Annotated in this window: 19 protein-coding genes; 2 read left to right on the plus strand and 17 right to left on the minus strand. The window is 41.6% G+C overall.

What is annotated here, in order from left to right; genetic code table 11:
* Window positions 1-96 precede the first annotated feature (96 nt).
* From QNN06_RS23930 to rpsU, 8 genes are all read right to left on the minus strand, one after another.
* A complete protein-coding gene (locus QNN06_RS23930) occupies window positions 97-1,059 on the minus strand; it encodes a PhoH family protein (protein WP_284036052.1) in 963 nt (320 codons plus the stop codon).
* A complete protein-coding gene (gene yqfD, locus QNN06_RS23935) occupies window positions 1,056-2,249 on the minus strand; it encodes a sporulation protein YqfD (protein WP_284036053.1) in 1,194 nt (397 codons plus the stop codon). The genes QNN06_RS23930 and yqfD overlap by 4 nt, the downstream gene beginning before the upstream one ends.
* Before the next feature lie 15 nt (window positions 2,250-2,264).
* Window positions 2,265-2,549 (minus strand): sporulation protein YqfC, encoded by a 285-nt coding sequence (gene yqfC / locus QNN06_RS23940; RefSeq protein ID WP_213120134.1) that lies wholly within the window; start codon window positions 2,547-2,549, stop codon window positions 2,265-2,267.
* Between the two features lie 90 nt (window positions 2,550-2,639).
* Window positions 2,640-3,062, minus strand: coding sequence for a hypothetical protein (locus QNN06_RS23945; RefSeq protein ID WP_284036054.1), 423 nt, complete (start codon window positions 3,060-3,062; stop codon window positions 2,640-2,642).
* 24 nt (window positions 3,063-3,086) lie between these two features.
* Window positions 3,087-4,058 carry a flotillin-like protein FloA gene (gene floA / locus QNN06_RS23950; RefSeq protein ID WP_372447637.1) on the minus strand — a complete coding sequence of 324 codons (972 nt, stop codon included), beginning with the start codon at window positions 4,056-4,058 and terminating at the stop codon, window positions 3,087-3,089.
* A 34-nt stretch (window positions 4,059-4,092) separates the two neighbouring features.
* Complete coding sequence (locus QNN06_RS23955) at window positions 4,093-4,728, minus strand: NfeD family protein (protein WP_213120131.1); 636 nt, start codon at window positions 4,726-4,728, stop codon at window positions 4,093-4,095.
* Between the two features lie 114 nt (window positions 4,729-4,842).
* A complete protein-coding gene (locus QNN06_RS23960; protein WP_213120130.1) occupies window positions 4,843-5,289 on the minus strand; it encodes a GatB/YqeY domain-containing protein in 447 nt (148 codons plus the stop codon).
* 13 nt (window positions 5,290-5,302) lie between these two features.
* Window positions 5,303-5,476: a 30S ribosomal protein S21 gene (gene rpsU, locus QNN06_RS23965; RefSeq protein WP_007087607.1), complete on the minus strand. Its 174-nt coding sequence runs from the start codon at window positions 5,474-5,476 to the stop codon at window positions 5,303-5,305.
* A 218-nt stretch (window positions 5,477-5,694) separates the two neighbouring features.
* On the opposite strand from rpsU, the gene QNN06_RS23970 reads away from it, so the two are divergent.
* Window positions 5,695-6,639, plus strand: coding sequence for a Na/Pi symporter (locus QNN06_RS23970; protein ID WP_284036055.1), 945 nt, complete (start codon window positions 5,695-5,697; stop codon window positions 6,637-6,639).
* A 39-nt stretch (window positions 6,640-6,678) separates the two neighbouring features.
* Window positions 6,679-7,002: a hypothetical protein gene (locus QNN06_RS23975; protein WP_284036056.1), complete on the plus strand. Its 324-nt coding sequence runs from the start codon at window positions 6,679-6,681 to the stop codon at window positions 7,000-7,002.
* Window positions 7,003-7,258: 256 nt separating this feature from the next.
* Here the strand turns inward: QNN06_RS23975 and mtaB are convergent, their stop codons facing one another.
* From mtaB to lepA, 9 genes are all read right to left on the minus strand, one after another.
* Entirely contained in the window at window positions 7,259-8,632 is a 1,374-nt protein-coding gene (gene mtaB, locus QNN06_RS23980; RefSeq protein ID WP_213120128.1) for a tRNA (N(6)-L-threonylcarbamoyladenosine(37)-C(2))-methylthiotransferase MtaB, read from the minus strand.
* Window positions 8,633-8,639: 7 nt separating this feature from the next.
* Window positions 8,640-9,389, minus strand: a complete 750-nt coding sequence (locus QNN06_RS23985; protein ID WP_213120127.1) for a 16S rRNA (uracil(1498)-N(3))-methyltransferase — start codon at window positions 9,387-9,389, stop codon at window positions 8,640-8,642.
* 109 nt (window positions 9,390-9,498) lie between these two features.
* A complete protein-coding gene (gene prmA, locus QNN06_RS23990) occupies window positions 9,499-10,440 on the minus strand; it encodes a 50S ribosomal protein L11 methyltransferase (RefSeq protein WP_213120126.1) in 942 nt (313 codons plus the stop codon).
* 17 nt (window positions 10,441-10,457) lie between these two features.
* Window positions 10,458-11,594 carry a molecular chaperone DnaJ gene (gene dnaJ, locus QNN06_RS23995; RefSeq protein ID WP_213120125.1) on the minus strand — a complete coding sequence of 379 codons (1,137 nt, stop codon included), beginning with the start codon at window positions 11,592-11,594 and terminating at the stop codon, window positions 10,458-10,460.
* Window positions 11,595-11,809: 215 nt separating this feature from the next.
* The gene (gene dnaK / locus QNN06_RS24000) at window positions 11,810-13,645 is read right to left on the minus strand and encodes a molecular chaperone DnaK (protein WP_217033716.1); all 1,836 of its coding nucleotides are present in this window, start codon (window positions 13,643-13,645) and stop codon (window positions 11,810-11,812) included.
* Window positions 13,646-13,678: 33 nt separating this feature from the next.
* Window positions 13,679-14,305, minus strand: a complete 627-nt coding sequence (gene grpE / locus QNN06_RS24005; protein ID WP_213120123.1) for a nucleotide exchange factor GrpE — start codon at window positions 14,303-14,305, stop codon at window positions 13,679-13,681.
* Window positions 14,306-14,405: 100 nt separating this feature from the next.
* Window positions 14,406-15,437: a heat-inducible transcriptional repressor HrcA gene (hrcA, locus tag QNN06_RS24010; RefSeq protein WP_213120122.1), complete on the minus strand. Its 1,032-nt coding sequence runs from the start codon at window positions 15,435-15,437 to the stop codon at window positions 14,406-14,408.
* 77 nt (window positions 15,438-15,514) lie between these two features.
* On the minus strand, window positions 15,515-16,657 hold the full coding sequence (gene hemW / locus QNN06_RS24015; RefSeq protein WP_284036058.1) for a radical SAM family heme chaperone HemW: 1,143 nt from the start codon (window positions 16,655-16,657) through the stop codon (window positions 15,515-15,517).
* Between the two features lie 77 nt (window positions 16,658-16,734).
* Window positions 16,735-18,570, minus strand: coding sequence for a translation elongation factor 4 (gene lepA / locus QNN06_RS24020; protein WP_213120120.1), 1,836 nt, complete (start codon window positions 18,568-18,570; stop codon window positions 16,735-16,737).
* Between the last annotated feature and the right edge of the window lie 31 nt (window positions 18,571-18,601).

Genomic DNA, 18,601 nt, shown 5'->3' on the forward strand with positions numbered 1-18,601 from the left:
CCTTAGGGCGAAGACAGAGGCGTAGTTGAATTTATACTTTCCTATTAGCAAAAAAGGACTCACTTTTATATGCAGTGAGTCCCTTTCAAATCCATCTTATTTTTCCTTTTTTTCGTATGCCTGTATGATTCTTCCGACAAGCGGGTGGCGAACGACGTCGACCGCTTCAAAATAGACGAAGGAAATGCCTTTTATATTTTGTAGAATTTCTTCAGCCTCAACTAGGCCTGATTTAGCGCCTTTTGGCAAGTCTATCTGGGTTCGGTCGCCTGTAATGACCATTTTTGAGCCGAATCCAAGCCTGGTCAAGAACATTTTCATTTGCGCATGAGTGGTATTTTGCGCTTCATCCAGGATAACGAAAGCATCATCAAGCGTTCGTCCCCTCATATACGCAAGCGGAGCAATTTCGATTGTCCCCCGTTCGATAAGCCTTCCTGTATGTTCTGCCCCCAATATATCATGGAGCGCGTCATACAATGGCCGTAAATATGGGTCGACCTTTTCTTTTAAATCGCCGGGAAGAAATCCAAGACTTTCTCCTGCTTCAACAGCAGGGCGAGTTAAAATGATTTTATTAACCTGTCCATTTTTCAGGGCGTTAACGGCCATAACAACGGCTAAATACGTTTTTCCTGTACCAGCAGGGCCAATTCCAAATACTAAATCATTTTTCTTAATGGAGTTGATATATTGCCTTTGGCCAAGCGTTTTAACACGGATGGACTTTCCTTTAACGTTTTTGCCGATTTCTTCCTCGTATAGATTTACAAAGTAATCAAGGGTTCCCTTTTGAGCCATTTGCACGGCATATAAGACATCTCGCCCGCTAATGGCAATTCCCTTTCGGATGACAAACATTAAACGGTCGAGTATTTGCCCAGCAAGAGAAACCTGCACCTCATCTCCTGAGAGGTTGAGCGACTCACCTCTTGTAATAATCGAAACATTAAGTTCCTGCTCAATAATTTTTAAATGTTGGTCTGAAGTTCCGAGCAGCGCCATTGCTTCTGCAGGATTTTCAAGCTGTACCTTAATGGTTGTTAACTTTTCTGTCATTCATGAGTCTCCTTGGAAATCGGTTGTCCGACTGCAATGTTTTCAATTATTTTAAAATGAACGTCCAGTATAACTTTACCATTTTTATTGTCTTTGTGTAAAATTTTTTCATCTTTAATGATAGCATCCTCATCTAAAAGACTTTTTATTTGTTTTCTGGCTAATTCGAGTGCGTTTTCTTCCGCTTCTTTTTCTGTGTAATTTCTCGTATATTCCTCTCTTTCCCGAATGGTTTTATGAACATAGGAGATGGGCAGCTCCCATTTTAAGAAATGAATTTTATGTTCAACCGTTTCGGTTTCAGATTCCTTGAAATCCGGTTTACCAAAGCCCCAGATTGGCAGCTCATATTTTCCAAATAATAATGAATGCTTTTGTTCCTCGTTTCCGTTATAGACTTTAAAGCTGGTTTCAAACGGCAGCTCAACATGGCTCATATACCAAGTTTCGCCCCAGACCTCTCCCTTTGCTGCAATCATTTTGGAATTTTCACCTTCCCCGATTACACCGGAAACGAGTAATTGCCCCTCCTCCACATGATCATTCTTATCCACCATTGGTTGTCCTTCTTCAATATATCTTTTAACTATAATCGCCTTCTTTTTGGCGACGAGATTTTGCGGAGATAGTTGCTCAGGCTTCTTCGGTTCGTTTTTTTCGACCACCTGGAGATAATAGGTTGTCCCTTTTAATTCCACACCAACCCATGTAAGATCACCAATGTTATTGGTTAACTGTCTTTGAATTCCCTCAACATTTTTTACCGAAAATTGCAGCTTGCCAATCTTAACGCCCATCTTGTCCAATTCTTTACGAATTTGATACTCAGTTGCGGGCTTAGCCCCTTTAATCTCGATACCCCAAATGACATTTGATAAAACAAAAATTATGATTAGGAAGGCTCCCGCACCTATCAAGAAGCCGCTATTTTTCAACATTCTTTTAAATAAAAAGGGCATACCTGTTCTTCGTAAAAATGAAACCCTACACCCGCTGTTACGAACAAAATACCTGATTTTCTTGGCATCCTCAAGCCTCATTTTAAACGTAATGGTTTCCGTTCCATGCCGCTTTACCTTCCAGATGTAAAAGCCATTCCTAATCAGGACATTAATAAAGCGCTCCATCCCTTTACCTGATACTTTTACTGTGACAATTCCAAATAAATATTCCATCCACAAATTCTTCATTATGTTCCTCCCAGATTAATCATTAATAAACATAACCTGATCTATTTTTCCTTCGAGTAATATCTCTTCAGGTAAGATGGTTTTAATGACGAAAGATTTTCCTTTTATCTGCAACTGCCCCTGTTTTAATAGCAGACGGAGTTCTTTATCGGTAAAGGCGAGCAAGCCTCGGTGATTTTCTATATAAATATGGATTTGTCCAATCATCGTAATTCGGGGCAAATCCATCAGAACGTCTTGAGGAAGATCCATTTTATTAGCCATCCAGTTGCGAATCCGTTGGCCCCATTTTTTTGCCATAAAAAAAGAACCCCCTTTCATCTCATGTTTATGAAATGAATAGGGGTTCTAGCACATCTTTTTCGTATTGGGGTCTGCGTTCTTAAGGCATTACCCTCTACCCTTTTTTACGTAATACGTTTTTTTAGATCGTGGCTCACCAAGAATTTCGGCCCAAATGATACCGTTGATTATTTTTTGCGGAGTTGGTTCCACAGAAATGGCAGTTTCCTCCTCGACTACATTATGATCTACCTTTGCTTTCTGGCTGATTTCGGCAGGCTTTTCCTGGTTATGATTGACAGTTGAACCGGCCATCTTCTGTTTTACCTTTTGATACGCTTTTTCTATATCCTTTTCGTTGTTTTCTTTAGATTGTTTAAATTTCGTTTTAACCGGCTCATTTTGAAAATAAGCCCTTAAATCTTCAAAGGTATTCATAGAAAATGGTTTATATTTTGTCGTTGGTTTTTTCCCTTTGCGAAAAATTGTGGAGATGATTCCAATAATGATTAGGAAAAGCAGCGTTTCCATTACAACCGCCTCCGAAGATGAATTTTACTGACCATCTTTGTTTTCTCCTGTTATTTTCCCGATTGACCCTCTCATTTCAGTATCGGCGGAGATGTTTTTAAAGTTAAGATAATCCATGACGCCGATATTGCCCGATTTCAATGCCTCAGCCATCGCAAGCGGCACTTTTGCATCGGCCTCTACCACCTTGGCCTTCATTTCCTGCACCTTGGCCTTCATTTCTTGCTCTAGGGCGACAGCCATAGCCCTCCGTTCCTCCGCTTTCGCCTGGGCAATCTTTTTGTCAGCCTCCGCTTGTTCCGTCTGCAATTCAGCGCCAATGTTCTTGCCGATATCAACATCAGCAATATCAATCGAGAGAATTTCAAATGCGGTGCCTGCATCAAGCCCTTTGGCCAGTACCGTTTGCGAAATCAAATCAGGATTTTCTAGGACTTTGCTGTGGCTATCTGATGAACCGATGGTTGAGACAACGCCTTCGCCAACACGAGCAACGACCGTTTCCTCGCCGGCGCCCCCAACAAGCCGATCAATATTGGCACGAACAGTAATTCTTGCCTTTGCTTTTACTTCAATTCCGTTCATGGCAACACCTGCAATAAACGGTGTTTCAATAACCTTCGGATTTACACTCATTTGAACGGCTTCCAGTACATCACGTCCCGCTAGGTCAATTGCAGCACAACGCTCAAATGATAACTCAATATTTGCCCGATGTGCTGCAATAAGTGCATTTACCACACGGTCAACATTTCCGCCCGCCAAATAATGGCTTTCGAGCTGGTTTGTGGTAACATTTAAACCAGCCTTATGGGCTTTAATTAGGGGATTAACCACCTTGCTTGGTGTTACCCTTCTCAACCTCATTCCTATTAAGGTAAAAATACTGATTCTAACACCCGCAGCAAGTGCAGAAACCCAAAGCATGACCGGTACAAACGATAACAGGATGCCAAATAAAATTAAGGCAATAACCACAAAACCAATAATAAAAATAGATCCGTCCACAGTCCATTACTCCCTTCTGTTATTAAATTACCTCTCTGACAACAATTCGAGCACCTTCTACCTTGATGACCTTAATTTTTGCATTTTGGGCAATAAACCCGCCCTCACTTACCACATCAACTCTTTCATTATTAAAAATTGCTGTACCAGCAGGCCTTAAGATAGTTAATGCGACTCCTTCTTTCCCCAATAAATCGGTACGATTAATATTGGAAACATAACCATCTTCTTTTTTGGCGGCATCAAACAAAACCATTTTATTGAATAAAACAAGCTTTTTTCCCAACACCTTTATCATTAAAAAGAACACGAGGGTTGATAAGAAAATTGAAATTAAAATTGAAACACCCATTTGTAAAGCATCCTCCCCGGCAAGAAAGAAGCTTAAAATCAAAGCTGCCAGGCCCAAAGTTCCCGCAACTGCACCCGGAAGAAACAATTCAAAAAAAAGCAGCAGGATTCCCCCAGCAAATAACACCAGAGTGCCCACACCGGCATAGCCTGCCATGAAATGCCCATAAAAAAATAAAACAAGCGCCAAAAGTCCAATTAAGCCGGACAGTCCAAACCTTGGCGAAAAAAGCTCCAATACCAGTCCAACTCCGCCAATCGTCAGGAGAACGGTTACAACAACAGGGTTCATAAGAAACTCAACCATCCGAGCCCTCCTTCCTTTACATCCTATAATAATACATACGGATTATTGGCCTGAAAGTTTCATTTAAAAAATAAAAAACCACAGGCATTTACCTATGGTCTTAGTGTCAGAATACTATGAAAGGTGTTGTTGTACAAATTTATTAACAAGTGACCCGTCTGCTTTGCCCTTTACTTTAGGCATTATAGCAGCCATCACTTTTCCCATTTCCGTTTTTGATTTTGCACCGACTTCAGCAATAGTTTCTTTTACTATTTCTGAAAGTTCCTCTTCGGAAAGCTGTTTCGGCATATACAGTTCGACAATAGCGATCTCTGTACGCAATTTTTCAACCAAGTCTTCACGACCGGCCTTATCAAACTCATGGAGGGAGTCTTTGCGTTGTTTTAATTCGCGAGAAAGGACCGTTAACTCATCTGCATCGGACAGCTCACTTACACCAAGCTTAATCGCCTCGTTTTGAATCGAAGCTTTAATCATCCGAATAACAGAAAGTTTGTCTTTTTCCTTGTTTTTCATCGCTTGTTTCATGTCATTATTTAAACGCTCGAGAAGACTCATTTATTACACCCTCTTAAAACTTACGTTTTCTTGCTGCTTCAGACTTTTTCTTACGTTTTACACTTGGCTTTTCGTAGAATTCGCGCTTTCTTGCCTCTTGCAAAGTACCAGTTTTTGATACTGTACGTTTGAAGCGACGAAGAGCATCTTCAAGCGATTCGTTTTTACGAACAACGGTTTTAGACATTCTCTTTCCCTCCCTCCGAAACACAACACACTTACATTCAATCCATGTACCTTGCAATTATAATATAACCTAGGTGCAAGGTCAACTGTATTTCATAGTGAAGTGACAAGGAATGTACATTTTATGCAGAAAATTTTTTAGCATGTCTTAATTTTCCTTTTAAAGATGGCATGTCCCCCCCTATCGGACCATACAATGAAGGGAGGGGAGGATAGACCATGCTTTACATATTATTATTTGTACTTTGCATTTTAATATTTATTTTTGGCATGACAATTATCAGATTTGGACTATTTAATTTATCCGCCAACAAACTTAAGTCATGGCTGATTAAACTAACCAGTACACCCTTAAAAGGAATGCTGACCGGGACATTTATAACCGCACTCCTGCAAAGCAGTTCTGCGGTAATGGTTATTACAATCGGCTTAATATCCGCAAGAATCATGACTTTTCCTCAATCGATTGGGATTATTCTTGGTACCAATATTGGTACTACCTTTAAGACAGAATTAATTACGTTTGACATAGATGCTGTTCTTGTCCCATTTGCGATAATTGGGGCAATTCTAATTTTATTTCCCAATAAAAAAGCAAGAAGTATCGGAATGCTTCTGTTTGGCATCGCTTCTGTTTTTACGGCGATGAAGGGATTTGAAAGGTTAGCAGAGCCATTAACATCGATGAATGTGATCCATCAATTCATTCTTTCCATAAATGATAATATTCTGATGAGTTTATTAACGGGAACGATCATTACTGCCATTATTCAATCAAGTACGGCAATGACTGGGATTACAATGGGATTTCTAACAGCAGGTCTCCTGCAGCTTGATGCGGGAATTGCCATTGTTCTAGGGGCTAATATTGGAACCTGTATCACCGCCATTATTGCATCCATTGGCGGCGGGAAGGAGTCGAAATTGGCGGCCTATGCGCATGTGTGGCTGAATGTTTTTGGCGTATTATTATTTATCCCGCTCATCTCTCTGCTGACTGAAAATGCCCCGCTGCTCGCAGCCAGGAAGGATGTTCAATTGGCTCATATTAGCGTTATTTTTAATGTCGTGTCCTCTCTGTTGGTGCTGCCGTTTGCAACAAAGTTTGGCGAGATGATTTTATTCTTACACGATCGGAAACCAAAGAAGCCCATTGTGAAATAATCGACTGGACTTTAACCTAATATTCTAATCAGAAGGAGATTGGCTACCGAAAGGCTGAACTATTCACCCATTGGGGCACCAATACGAGTCATTGGTTACCCAAAACCTGAATTATTCACCTATTGGGGTGCCAATACGGCCCATTGGTTACCGAGGAGCAGGATTATTCAACAGTTCGGGCACCAATACGAGTCATTGGTTACCGAAAGCCTGAATTATTTACCAATTGGGGCACCAATACGAGTCATTGGTTACCCAAAACCTGAATCATTCACCTATTGGGGTGCCAATACGGCCCATTGGTTACCGAGGAGCAGGATTATTCAACAGTTTGGGCACCAATACAGGCCATTGGCTACCTAAGGCCTGAATCATTTACCAATTGGGGCACCAATACAGGCCATTGGTTACCGAAAGCCTGAATCATTTACCAATTGGGGCACCAATACAGGCCATTGGTTACCGAAAGCCTGAATCATTGACCAATTGGGGCACCAATACAGGCCATTGGTTACCAAAAGCCTGAATCATTGACCAATTGGGGCACCAATTCGCTTTTGTTCCAAACTTATTTGCTGAACAATTAAATAAAGGGTGTCCCCGTGGGCACCCTTTATTATTAAATGGCCGCTTCTTCAGTTGTAAAAACTTCTTCCTTCACTGATACTTTATCTTCAATAACACGGACAAATTGTCCCTCGTTGTAAGGGTACCCGGCTTTTGTAATCTTTACTTTTACAATTTTGCCGACCATATCTTCAGTTGCTGGAAAAACAACCTTTAAGTAGTTATCAGTGTAGCCCACGTAAAGGCCTGATTCAGCCTCTTCTTTAAACTCCTCTTCAGGAATAACCTCCAGAACCTCACCTTCAAATTCTGAAGCATAATCTTTTGCTAGTTGATCAGAGAGAGTGATTAAGCGGTGTACGCGGTCATTTTTGACCTCTTCATCAACTTGATCTTCCATTCTGGCAGCGGGTGTTCCTGTACGCTTGGAGTAAGGGAAAACATGAAGCTCAGAGAATTTATGTTCTTTTATAAAATTATAAGTCTCCATAAATTCCTCTTCCGTTTCACCAGGGAAACCTACAATAACGTCAGAGGTTACAGCTAGACCTGGCAGGATTTCCTTCAAACGTTCCAATCTCTCTGCGAAAAATTCCATCGTATATTTACGACGCATTCTTTTCAAAACAGTATTTGAACCAGATTGAATCGGAATATGCAAATGGCGGACCACAATATTCGAATGCTTGATGACTTCAATTACTTCATCGGTAATTTGGCTGGCCTCTATCGAAGAAATTCTCAGTCGTTCTATTCCTTTAACCTGTGCCTCTAAGTCACGAAGCAGCATCGCAAGATTATAATCCTTCATGTCCTCGCCATAACCGCCTGTGTGAATACCTGTAAGGACAATCTCCTTATATCCCGCATCCACTAATTGCTGGGCCTGACGAATAACTTCCTGCGGATCACGCGATCTCATCAGGCCGCGTGCCCATGGAATAATACAGAACGTACAAAAATTATTACAGCCTTCTTGAATTTTCAAAGAGGCACGCGTTCTGTCTGTAAAGGATGGTACATCCAATTCTTCATAAACACGATTCTTCATGATATTGCCGACACCGTTAATTGGCTGCCGTTCTGTTTTATACTGCTCGATATAATCCAGCATTTTAACACGATCCTGTGTGCCTACAACAACATCTACGCCAGGAATAGCCATGATTTCTGCCGGTGATGTTTGCGCATAGCAGCCTGTAACACAGATCACCGCATCAGGATTTTTTCTAACCGCACGACGGATAACCTGGCGGCTTTTTTTATCTCCTGTATTCGTAACCGTACAGGTATTTATCACATAAACATCTGACATGGATTCAAAATCCACGCGCTCATAGCCTTCTTGCTTAAATAATTGCCAAATGGCTTCTGTTTCATAGTGGTTGACTTTACAACCCAATGTATGAAAAGCAACTGTTGCCATTATATGTTCACCTCAGTAATTCAAAATGATAGGAAATGGCCGCAAGTGAATACAATGGGGCCGTTTCCGTCCTTAATATGCGCGGACCAAGTCCGCAAAGATCAAAACCATTAAGCTTTAACTGCTGTACCTCTTCATCTGAAAGACCCCCTTCGGGTCCAAAGACAAGAAGAAGAGATTCACCAGGTTTCAATTGTTTCAGGACAGCAGAAAAAACGGATGTTTCTCCGTTTCTACTTTCCTCCTCATACGCAGCTAATTTATAATCAAATTCATTACTTTTAGCAAGCAATTCTTTAAAACTCATCGCTCTTTCCACTTCTGGCAGCATCGCACGATGTGATTGCTCGGCCGCCTCTTTGGCAATTTTTTGCCATCTATCTATTTTTTTCGCAGCCTTTTTCTCATCCCACTTAACAACTGAGCGTACGGCCGTGAATGGGATAAATTGGTGAGCTCCTAATTCCGTTCCTTTTTGGATAATCCACTCAAGCTTGTCCCCTTTAGGCAGCCCGCTTGCAATGGTAACTGAAATCGGCAGCTCTGAAACCTCTTCTTTCCATTGTACAACGTCTGCAGCAACTCTTTCATCGGTAATTTCTGCAAGCCGGCAGATGGCCTGCTTTCCATCAGGATCGACACAGATGATTTGATCGCCAAGTTCCATGCGCATCACCTTGACTATATGGTGACGATCTTCTTCGTCTATGAAAAAACGATCTTCACTTGCTCGATTTTTAACAAAGTAGCGCTGCACAACCTTGCACCCTCTCTAAACAGAATACGTCTTATTTTACTAAAATTTAAAGCAATAATAAAGAATGAAATACAAAAAGGGGACTTGAATATCCCCCTCAGCTTCTTCATTATACCCTTTTAGAAATAATGGCAACCCAATCCTCCATTAAAATGGTTTCTGTAATTTCAAAACCGGATGATACAAGTGCCTCTTTTACTTGATCTTTTTTCTGTTGAATAATGCCTGAAGTAATGAAATAACCTCCCGGCTTAACAATCCGAGCCGCATCATCGGTAAATCGCAAAATGACTTCCGCTAAAATATTGGCTACAATGACATCAGCTGATCCTTCTTCAACGCCATCAAGCAGGTTATTCTGTGAAACATTAACCATATTGTGAACTTTATTTAACTTAATATTTAATTTTGCCTGTGTAACCGCTACTTCATCAAGGTCATAAGCCCTGACATCCTCGGCTCTCAGCATGGCAGCAGCAATACTTAGAACACCCGAACCTGTTCCAACATCAATGACCCGATCACCCGGGCGGACCGTTCTTTCAAGGGCTTGAATACACATCACCGTCGTCGGATGTGTCCCCGTACCAAACGCCATGCCTGGATCCAATTCAATGATTAATTCATCGCTGCTGACAGGGTTATATATCTCCCAAGTAGGAACAATCGTGAACTTTTCAGAGATCTTAACAGGGTTATAATACTTCTTCCAAGCAGTCGCCCATTCTTCCTCGTTTACTTCACTGATTGTAACCTTGTTTATGCCTATATCAATATTGAATAGGATAAGATTATTAATAGAATCTTTAATCGCTTCGACTGTTTCGCCCAAGAAGCTATTGACCGGCATATAGGCCTTTACAATGACACCTTCCTCAGGGTAATCATCTGGATTAAGCTGGTAGATTTCACCGAATTGATCTTCCCTTTCCTTTGTCAATTCAAATGGATCCTCAATTACAACACCGCTCGCCCCAGCTTCGTGTAAAATATGAGAAATTGGCTCAATCGCTTCATTTGTTGTGTGGATACTAATTTCAGACCACTTCATTCTACCAGCTCCAATCCTTACTCGCCTTTAAAGGCACGTTTTACTTTTGAAAAAAAGCTTTCTTCATGTTCCCCAAGGGGGGCATTGCCGCTTGCCTCATCGAATTCGCGCAGCAATTGTTTTTGTTTATCACTTAATTTTGTTGGGGTGATAACCCGAACAAGAATATGTTGATCTCCCGTACCATAACCACGGACATTAGGAACGCCTTTTCCTCTTAATCGGAATTTTGTTCCGGTTTGTGTACCAGAAGGTACCTTCAATTTCACTTTCCCATGCAAGGTTGGCACTTCAATCTCGGCTCCGAGTGTCGCCTGAACAAACGTGATTGGCATTTCACAATAAATGTCATCGCCATCACGCTCAAAAAATTCATGGTCACGAACGTGGAAAACAACATAAAGATCTCCTGCCGGACCGCCGTTAATACCACCTTCGCCTTGTCCAGAGAGACGCATCTGCTGGCCATCGTCGATTCCCGCAGGAATTTTCACATGGATCTTCTTCCGCTTCTTCACTTTACCAGCGCCGCCGCAAGTAGCACATTTATTTTTAATTTCTTTACCGGTTCCATTACAGTAATGGCAGGTACGTCTGTTCACAATTCTGCCGAATGGAGTATTCTGCTCCACACTTACTTGTCCTGAACCCTGACAATGTTTACAGGTCTCTGGCTTCGTTCCAGGCTTTGCTCCTGAACCACTACATGTTTCGCATGTTTCTTCACGAGGAATTTCAATATCCGTTTCTTTACCGAATGCCGCTTCCTCAAAAGAAATGGTCATTGTATATTGCAGGTCTGCACCCTGTCTTGGCGCATTCGGGTCTCTCCGACGAGAACCGCCTCCGCCAAAAAAGGTATTAAAGATATCTTCAAAGCCGCCAAAACCGCCGCCGAAATCAGAACCGCCGCCAAATCCTCCGAAGCCTTGATTCGGGTCTGTATGTCCGAATTGGTCATAGTGTGCCCGTTTTTGATCATCACTCAACACTTCATAGGCTTCTGCAAGTTCCTTAAATTTATCCGCTGCATCCGGTTCTTTATTGATATCCGGGTGATATTGTTTAGACAGTTTGCGATAAGCCTTTTTTATTTCATCCTTAGAGGCACCTTTGCTTAAACCAAGCACCTCATAGTAATCCCGTTTACTCATTGATTACCATCACTCCCGAATCTTTTCACATAAAGATTATTCTAACACCCTAGGAAAGGTATAGCAATAAATAAAAACTCGCCGACTGGCGAGTCCCTTAAGACTGCTCATGAAGCGTAGTTGTATTTATGCGTTCAGAATTTATGGAATAAATTCTGATTAGCTAAAAAAGCCAAAGCCATTAGCCTGACTTTGACTTTTTTATTTTTAATCAATTATTTGTCATCTTTTACTTCTTCAAACTCTGCGTCAACTACATTGTCGTCTTTTTTGCCAGAGGCACCAGCATCCGCGCCTCCTGCCTGCGCTTGCTGTGCAGCGGCAGCCTGCTCATACAGCTTGACAGTTAAAGCTTGAACGATTTCTTGAAGAGCATCTTTTTTCGCACGCATTTCAGCTAAGTCGTTTTTCTCGATAGCCTGCTTAAGCGCATCCTTCGCTTCATTTGCTTTCGCTACTTCATCAGCGTCTACCTTACCTTCAAGGTCTTTTAAGGTTTTTTCTGTTGTAAAGACTAGCTGATCTGCCTCATTGCGAAGTTCTGCTTCTTCTTTACGCTGTTTATCCGCATCCGCGTTTTCTTCTGCTTCACGGACCATTTTTTGAATTTCATCATCAGAAAGTCCTGTCGATGATTTAATAGTAATTTGCTGCTCTTTATTTGTACCAAGATCCTTGGCACGAACATTGACGATACCGTTTTTATCGATATCAAAAGTTACTTCGATTTGCGGAATTCCACGAGGTGCCGGCGGAATGTCAGATAATTGGAAGCGGCCTAATGTTTTATTGTCCGCTGCCATTGGTCGCTCACCTTGAAGAACATGGATATCCACGGCTGTTTGGTTGTCAGCAGCAGTTGAGAACACCTGTGACTTGGAAGTTGGGATGGTTGTATTACGATCGATTAATTTTGTAAATACACTGCCCATAGTTTCAATACCAAGGGATAAAGGCGTTACATCTAGCAGTACAACGTCTTTAACGTCACCAGTGATAACGCCGCCCTGAATTGCTGCACCCATCGCTACTACTTCATCAGGGTTTACTCCGCGATGCGGCTCCTTGCCAGTTGCCTTTTTAATGGCTTCTTGAACAGCGGGAATACGAGTAGAACCACCAACAAGAATAACTTTGTCAAGTTCAGAAGGAGACATGCTAGCATCGCTCAACGCCTGGCGGACAGGTCCCATCGTACGTTCAACAAGATGTGCTGTTAATTCATCAAATTTAGCTCTTGATAAAGTTACTTCCAAATGAAGTGGACCAGCAGGGCCTGCAGTAATAAATGGCAGGGATACCTGTGTGGAAGTCACACCGGAAAGATCCTTTTTCGCTTTTTCAGCCGCATCCTTCAAACGTTGCAAGGCCATTTTATCTTGAGAAAGGTCAATGCCATTTTCTTTTTTGAATTGATCAACTAAATAATCAATAATCACTTGGTCAAAGTCATCACCACCAAGACGGTTGTCACCAGCAGTTGATTTTACCTCAAAAACACCGTCTCCAAGTTCGAGTATGGAAACGTCAAATGTACCGCCGCCAAGGTCATAAACAAGAATCGTTTGATCTTGGTCTGTTTTATCCAAACCGTATGCTAGAGCAGCAGCAGTCGGTTCATTGATAATCCGTTCTACTTCAAGACCGGCAATTTTACCCGCATCCTTCGTCGCTTGGCGCTCAGCATCGTTAAAGTATGCCGGCACTGTAATGACTGCCTTTGTTACAGGCTCACCAAGATAATCCTCTGCATAGGATTTTAAATACTGAAGAATAATAGCCGAAAGTTCCTGTGGTGTATATTGCTTTCCTTCAATTTCTTCCTTATGGGCAGTACCCATATGGCGCTTAATGGAAATAATCGTATTTGGGTTTGTGATAGCCTGGCGCTTTGCCACTTCCCCTACTTGACGTTCCCCATTTTTGAAGGCTACAACAGATGGAGTTGTACGGTTGCCTTCTGGATTGGGAATTACCTTTGGTTCCCCGCCTTCAAGTACAGCAACACAGGAGTTGGTTGTACCAAGGTCAATACCGATAATTTTGCTCATTGCCTTTATCCTCCTTTATAATTATATGTAGGCTTATTGATTCACTTTTACCATTGATGGCCGAATCACCCGGTCTTTTAGTAAATAGCCCTTCTGGAATTCCTCAATCACTACGTTTGAGCCATAGTTAGCATCGTCTCCTTGCATTACAGCATGGTGCTGATGAGGGTCAAATTCCTTCCCCACTGCTTCAATTGGCTCGACACCTTCTTTTTTCAAAGCATCGATTAAGCTGCGGTATACCATATCCATTCCCTGCAGCACTGACTTTGTTTGTTCGTTGTCTGCCTCAATCTGCAACGCTCTTCCAAAGTTATCAAGGACCGGAAGTAAATCTGTAACTAGTTTTTGCGCTCTATATTTTTCTCCCGCCTCTTGATCCAAGCGGGTACGGCGTTTGAAATTATCAAAGTCTGCTTGCAGGCGAAGGTAGCGGTTCTCTGCCGCCTCCAGTTTATCCTTTAATATTTGCATTTCCTGTAATTGCGCTTCAGCTTCAGCATGAACAGGCTGTTCAGCAGTTTCTGCCTCCATTTCAATTGTTTGTTCAATTGATTGTCCTGCACGAACGGCTTCATTATCAGTAAATTCAACGCTTTCGCTGCCTCTTAAATCTTCCATTTCTTCATTCAAGGTATTATTTTTTTCGTTTGACAACATACTCACCTCCCTTAAAGGATCAAATCACATTTATTTATGGCTGATAACCATGGTAAGAGGGTGAAATGGTTGATTTCACCCTTACTCAATATTACCAGTGTTATTTGTATTGATACAGCTTTGTTAATACTGCCGATAAATCATGGCTTAATAACTGCAATAAGCTGATAACACGTGAATATTCCATCCTTGTCGGGCCAAGAATCGCAATCGTCCCCAATTTTTCTGTGCCGGCAGAATAAGTAGCCGTGATCAGACTGCAATCTTCCATGATACTATTTTGATTCTCACTGCCAATCTTCACGCTAATACCCTTTTGATTGCTTCTGATTAAATTCGTAATCCAATCTTCTCGATCTATCATGGTTAATAGGTTACGTATTTTGGCAATATCATGAAATTCTGGCTGACTTAACATGTTCGTTTTCCCTGCAAAAAATAACTTTTCAGTTGCTGGCATTTTAAAGGTTTCCGCAATGGTATGAAGAAAAAGGTCGTAACGACTAATATGCTGTTTTAAAAGCATCGCCACTTCTTTAAAAATCTTATCATGTAAATCTTCAAGCGGAACACCGGATAATTTTTCGTTTAGGATGTTGACGATTTTCTCCAATTCGCTCATATCAAGTGCAGCCGGCAAAGAAAAGGTCCTATTTTCCACATGGCCAGTATCTGTCACTAAGATCGCAACAGCTGTTTCTTTGTTTAAGGGGATGATTTGGATTCTTTTCAGCTTATTGATGCCGACATCCTGCCCTAGAACAATCGAAGTATAATTCGTCATTTCTGACAAAATTCTCGCAGACCTTTGGATAATTTTCTCAAATTCAAAAATCCTCTCTGCAAAGATGGATTGGATGATTGAAATATCCTGAGGATTCAAAGTCTGCGGTGAAAGCAAATGGTCAACGTAGTAACGATAACCTTTTTCCGAAGGGACACGCCCCGATGAGGTATGTGTTTTTTCGATAAACCCCATTTCCTCAAGATCGGCCATTTCATTTCGAATCGTTGCCGAACTAAAGGAAATTTCCTCTTTTTTCGACAAACTTCTAGAGCCGACTGGTTGTGCAGATCGAATAAAGTCATCAACAATAACCTGAAGAATCAACAATTGACGATCTGTTAACAACATTCATCACCTCTGTTAGCACTCCACATTAACGAGTGCTAATTATACTAATAAATTATCAAAAAGGAATTATGGTGTCAATTACATACTCCTAAAAACGACTGAAAAACTTCATTTCCTAACAGGCGGCCCTTTTTAGTTAAATATATTCTGCCATCCTGTACATTTAACAATTGTCTTGATATTAAATCAGCTAATTCCTGCTTAAATAATTGCTCGGGATCACGGTCAAATTTCATTTTAAACCGTAAGATTGAAACACCTTCCGTTTTTCGCAGGCCTAAAAACATTTCTTCCTCCATTTGTTCCCCTAATGTTACTTGATGTTCTTCAATGAAGGGAAGTTTTCCGCTGTTAATCTGGTCCATATATTTTTTCAAAGGCCCATAATTAGAACGGCGATAGCCGTCTACATAACTATGCGCTCCAGCCCCAAAACCAAAGTAGTTTTCGTTGTCCCAATAGGTTAAATTATGCCTGCTTTCATAGCCGGGCTTGGCAAAGTTGCTGATTTCATACTGTTTGAATCCGTGTTTTTCCATTGCCTCCATTACCATTTCGTACATTTGTGCCTCTATTTCCTCACCTGGGACTGGAAGGCGGCCTTTTTTCATTAAATTATAAAAAACGGTCTTAGGCTCGATAATTAACGAGTAGGCTGAGTAATGCGGAATGTCCAAAGAAAACGCTGTAAGAAGAGAAGCGTGAAAGTCTTCAAGCGTTTGCTCGGGCAAACTGTAAATCAGGTCGATACTAATATTTTGAAATCCTGTCTTCTTCACATTGTCAATGGTTCGATAGACATCTTCGGCCCGATGAACACGGCCGATTTTTTTCAACAATTCATCATTAAAGGTCTGAACGCCAAGACTAATCCGGTTGACACCTGCATCCTTTAATATTTGTAATTTTTCCTTCGATAAATCACCGGGATTTGCCTCGAAAGTAAATTCTACATCTGAACTTTTCAATAAATGTCGGTTTATGCTTTCACAGAATCGTTCAAGCTGCTTTTCATTTAAAGAGGTGGGAGTTCCTCCCCCAATAAAAATAGTATCAAGTTCTTTCACTGGATACTGAGCCAGAGTCATTTGCATTTCCCGATCCAAAGCTTGTAAGTATTCATCAACAGGCTGCCCCTTAAGAAACACTTTGTTAAAATCGCAATAATGACAAATATGTTCACAAAAAGGAATGTGCAGATAGGCAGCTTTAATCATTTACGTTTCAACTCCTTATTAATAACAAAAAGAGGCAGGCTTCACCTTTATAGGCTTGTCCTGACCTCGTGTTGAAGTTATTTTTTTGTATTATTGTCATCCATCTTTAGCACGGCCATGAACGCTTCCTGTGGCACTTCAACGGAACCAACTTGCTTCATCCGCTTCTTACCTTCTTTTTGCTTCTCGAGCAATTTACGTTTACGGGAAATGTCACCGCCGTAACATTTGGCTAAAACGTTTTTCCGCATCGCCTTGATGGTGGAACGGGCCACAATTTTTTGCCCGACGGCAGCCTGAATAGGAACTTCGAATTGCTGCCTTGGAATTAATTCCTTGAGCTTTTCGACAATTACTTTTCCCCGTTCATATGCGAAATCTTTATGGACAATAAAGCTAAGAGCGTCAACTTTTTCGGCGTTTAACATGATATCCATTTTAACCAGCTTGGACGGTTTATAACCGATTAGTTCATAATCAAATGAAGCATAGCCTCTCGTATTTGACTTCAATTGATCAAAGAAATCATAAACAATCTCTGCAAGCGGAATTTCGTAAATTATGCTGACCCGGTTTTCATCCAAGTATTGCATATCGATAAAATTGCCGCGTTTTTGCTGGCAAAGCTCCATAATTGCGCCAACATAATCGTTTGGCGACATCATGGTTGCTTTCACATATGGCTCCTCTACCCGGTCGATTTTTTGCGGGTCAGGCATGTTAGATGGGTTGTCCACGTTGATCTGTTCTCCGTCTGTCATATGGACATGATAGATAACACTTGGAGCAGTCGCAATTAAATCGATTTTAAATTCCCGCTCAATCCGCTCTTGGATGATTTCCATATGAAGCAGTCCCAGGAATCCGCAACGGAAGCCAAAACCCAGCGCCTGTGAGGTTTCCGGTTCAAATTGCAGGGCGGAATCATTCAGCTGCAGCTTTTCCAACGCTTCGCGGAGATCATTAAATTTAGCCGTATCAATTGGGTACATTCCGCAATAAACCATTGGGTTTAATTTACGATAGCCAGGCAGCGGTTCTTTAGCTCCGTTTTTGGCATTGGTAATCGTATCCCCGACACGGGTATCACCGACATTTTTAATAGATGCCGCCAGATAGCCCACATCACCGACAGTTAATTCATTACGCTGCACTTCTCTTGGATTATGAACGCCGACTTCAGTCACTTCAAATTCCGCACCGGTGGCCATCATTTTAATTTTATCGCCGACCTTTACAGTCCCATCGACGATACGAATATAGGCGATTACACCGCGATAGGCATCATATAGCGAATCGAAAATCAGTGCTTTTAATGGTGCCCCAGGATCTCCCACAGGGGCAGGGACCTTCTCTACAATCTGCTCAAGGATATCTTCAATTCCGATTCCTGCTTTTGCCGAGGCTAAAACTGCCTCGGAAGCATCAAGCCCTATGACGTCTTCAATTTCATTGCGCACCCTTTCTGGGTCTGCACTCGGGAGGTCGATTTTATTAATTACAGGTAAGATTTCAAGATTGTTATCCAATGCTAGATAAACGTTTGCCAATGTTTGCGCTTCAATTCCCTGCGCTGCGTCGACAACTAGAATAGCCCCCTCACAAGCAGCCAGGCTGCGCGACACCTCATAGGTGAAATCGACATGTCCCGGGGTGTCAATTAAATGAAAAATATATTCTTCGCCATCTTTGGCTTTGTATTGTAACTGGACCGCGTTTAATTTTATCGTTATCCCGCGCTCTCTCTCCAAATCCATCGAGTCCAAAAGCTGGGCTTTCATTTCTCGGGAGGAGAGGGCATTGGTTTTTTCTAAAATTCGATCGGCCAATGTCGATTTACCATGATCGATATGGGCAATAATTGAAAAGTTTCTGATTTTTTCTTGTCGTTTCAGTCGTTCATCTCTATTCATGTGGTTCACTCCTACTAAATTGGCGCAGATA

It is taken from the genome of Neobacillus sp. 114, assembly GCF_030127045.1.
Taxonomy (GTDB): Bacteria; Bacillota; Bacilli; order Bacillales; family Cytobacillaceae; genus Neobacillus; species Neobacillus rhizophilus.

Bases quoted from the DNA above. Each gene is read 5' to 3' on its own strand.
- QNN06_RS23960 (WP_213120130.1), bottom strand. From the start codon at position 5,289: ATGAGTCTTCTCGAGCGTTTAAATAATGACATGAAACAAGCGATGAAA.
- rpsU (WP_007087607.1), bottom strand. From the start codon at position 5,476: ATGTCTAAAACCGTTGTTCGTAAAAACGAATCGCTTGAAGATGCTCTT.
- hemW (WP_284036058.1), bottom strand. From the start codon at position 16,657: ATGATTAAAGCTGCCTATCTGCACATTCCTTTTTGTGAACATATTTGT.
- mtaB (WP_213120128.1), bottom strand. From the start codon at position 8,632: ATGGCAACAGTTGCTTTTCATACATTGGGTTGTAAAGTCAACCACTAT.
- prmA (WP_213120126.1), bottom strand. From the start codon at position 10,440: ATGAAGTGGTCTGAAATTAGTATCCACACAACAAATGAAGCGATTGAG.
- dnaJ (WP_213120125.1), bottom strand. From the start codon at position 11,594: ATGAGTAAACGGGATTACTATGAGGTGCTTGGTTTAAGCAAAGGTGCC.
- yqfC (WP_213120134.1), bottom strand. From the start codon at position 2,549: ATGGCAAAAAAATGGGGCCAACGGATTCGCAACTGGATGGCTAATAAA.
- lepA (WP_213120120.1), bottom strand. From the start codon at position 18,570: ATGAATAGAGATGAACGACTGAAACGACAAGAAAAAATCAGAAACTTT.
- yqfD (WP_284036053.1), bottom strand. From the start codon at position 2,249: ATGAAGAATTTGTGGATGGAATATTTATTTGGAATTGTCACAGTAAAA.
- QNN06_RS23930 (WP_284036052.1), bottom strand. From the start codon at position 1,059: ATGACAGAAAAGTTAACAACCATTAAGGTACAGCTTGAAAATCCTGCA.
- grpE (WP_213120123.1), bottom strand. From the start codon at position 14,305: ATGTTGTCAAACGAAAAAAATAATACCTTGAATGAAGAAATGGAAGAT.
- dnaK (WP_217033716.1), bottom strand. From the start codon at position 13,645: ATGAGCAAAATTATCGGTATTGACCTTGGTACAACCAACTCCTGTGTT.
- QNN06_RS23945 (WP_284036054.1), bottom strand. From the start codon at position 3,062: ATGGAAACGCTGCTTTTCCTAATCATTATTGGAATCATCTCCACAATT.
- QNN06_RS23955 (WP_213120131.1), bottom strand. From the start codon at position 4,728: ATGGTTGAGTTTCTTATGAACCCTGTTGTTGTAACCGTTCTCCTGACG.
- QNN06_RS23970 (WP_284036055.1), top strand. From the start codon at position 5,695: ATGCTTTACATATTATTATTTGTACTTTGCATTTTAATATTTATTTTT.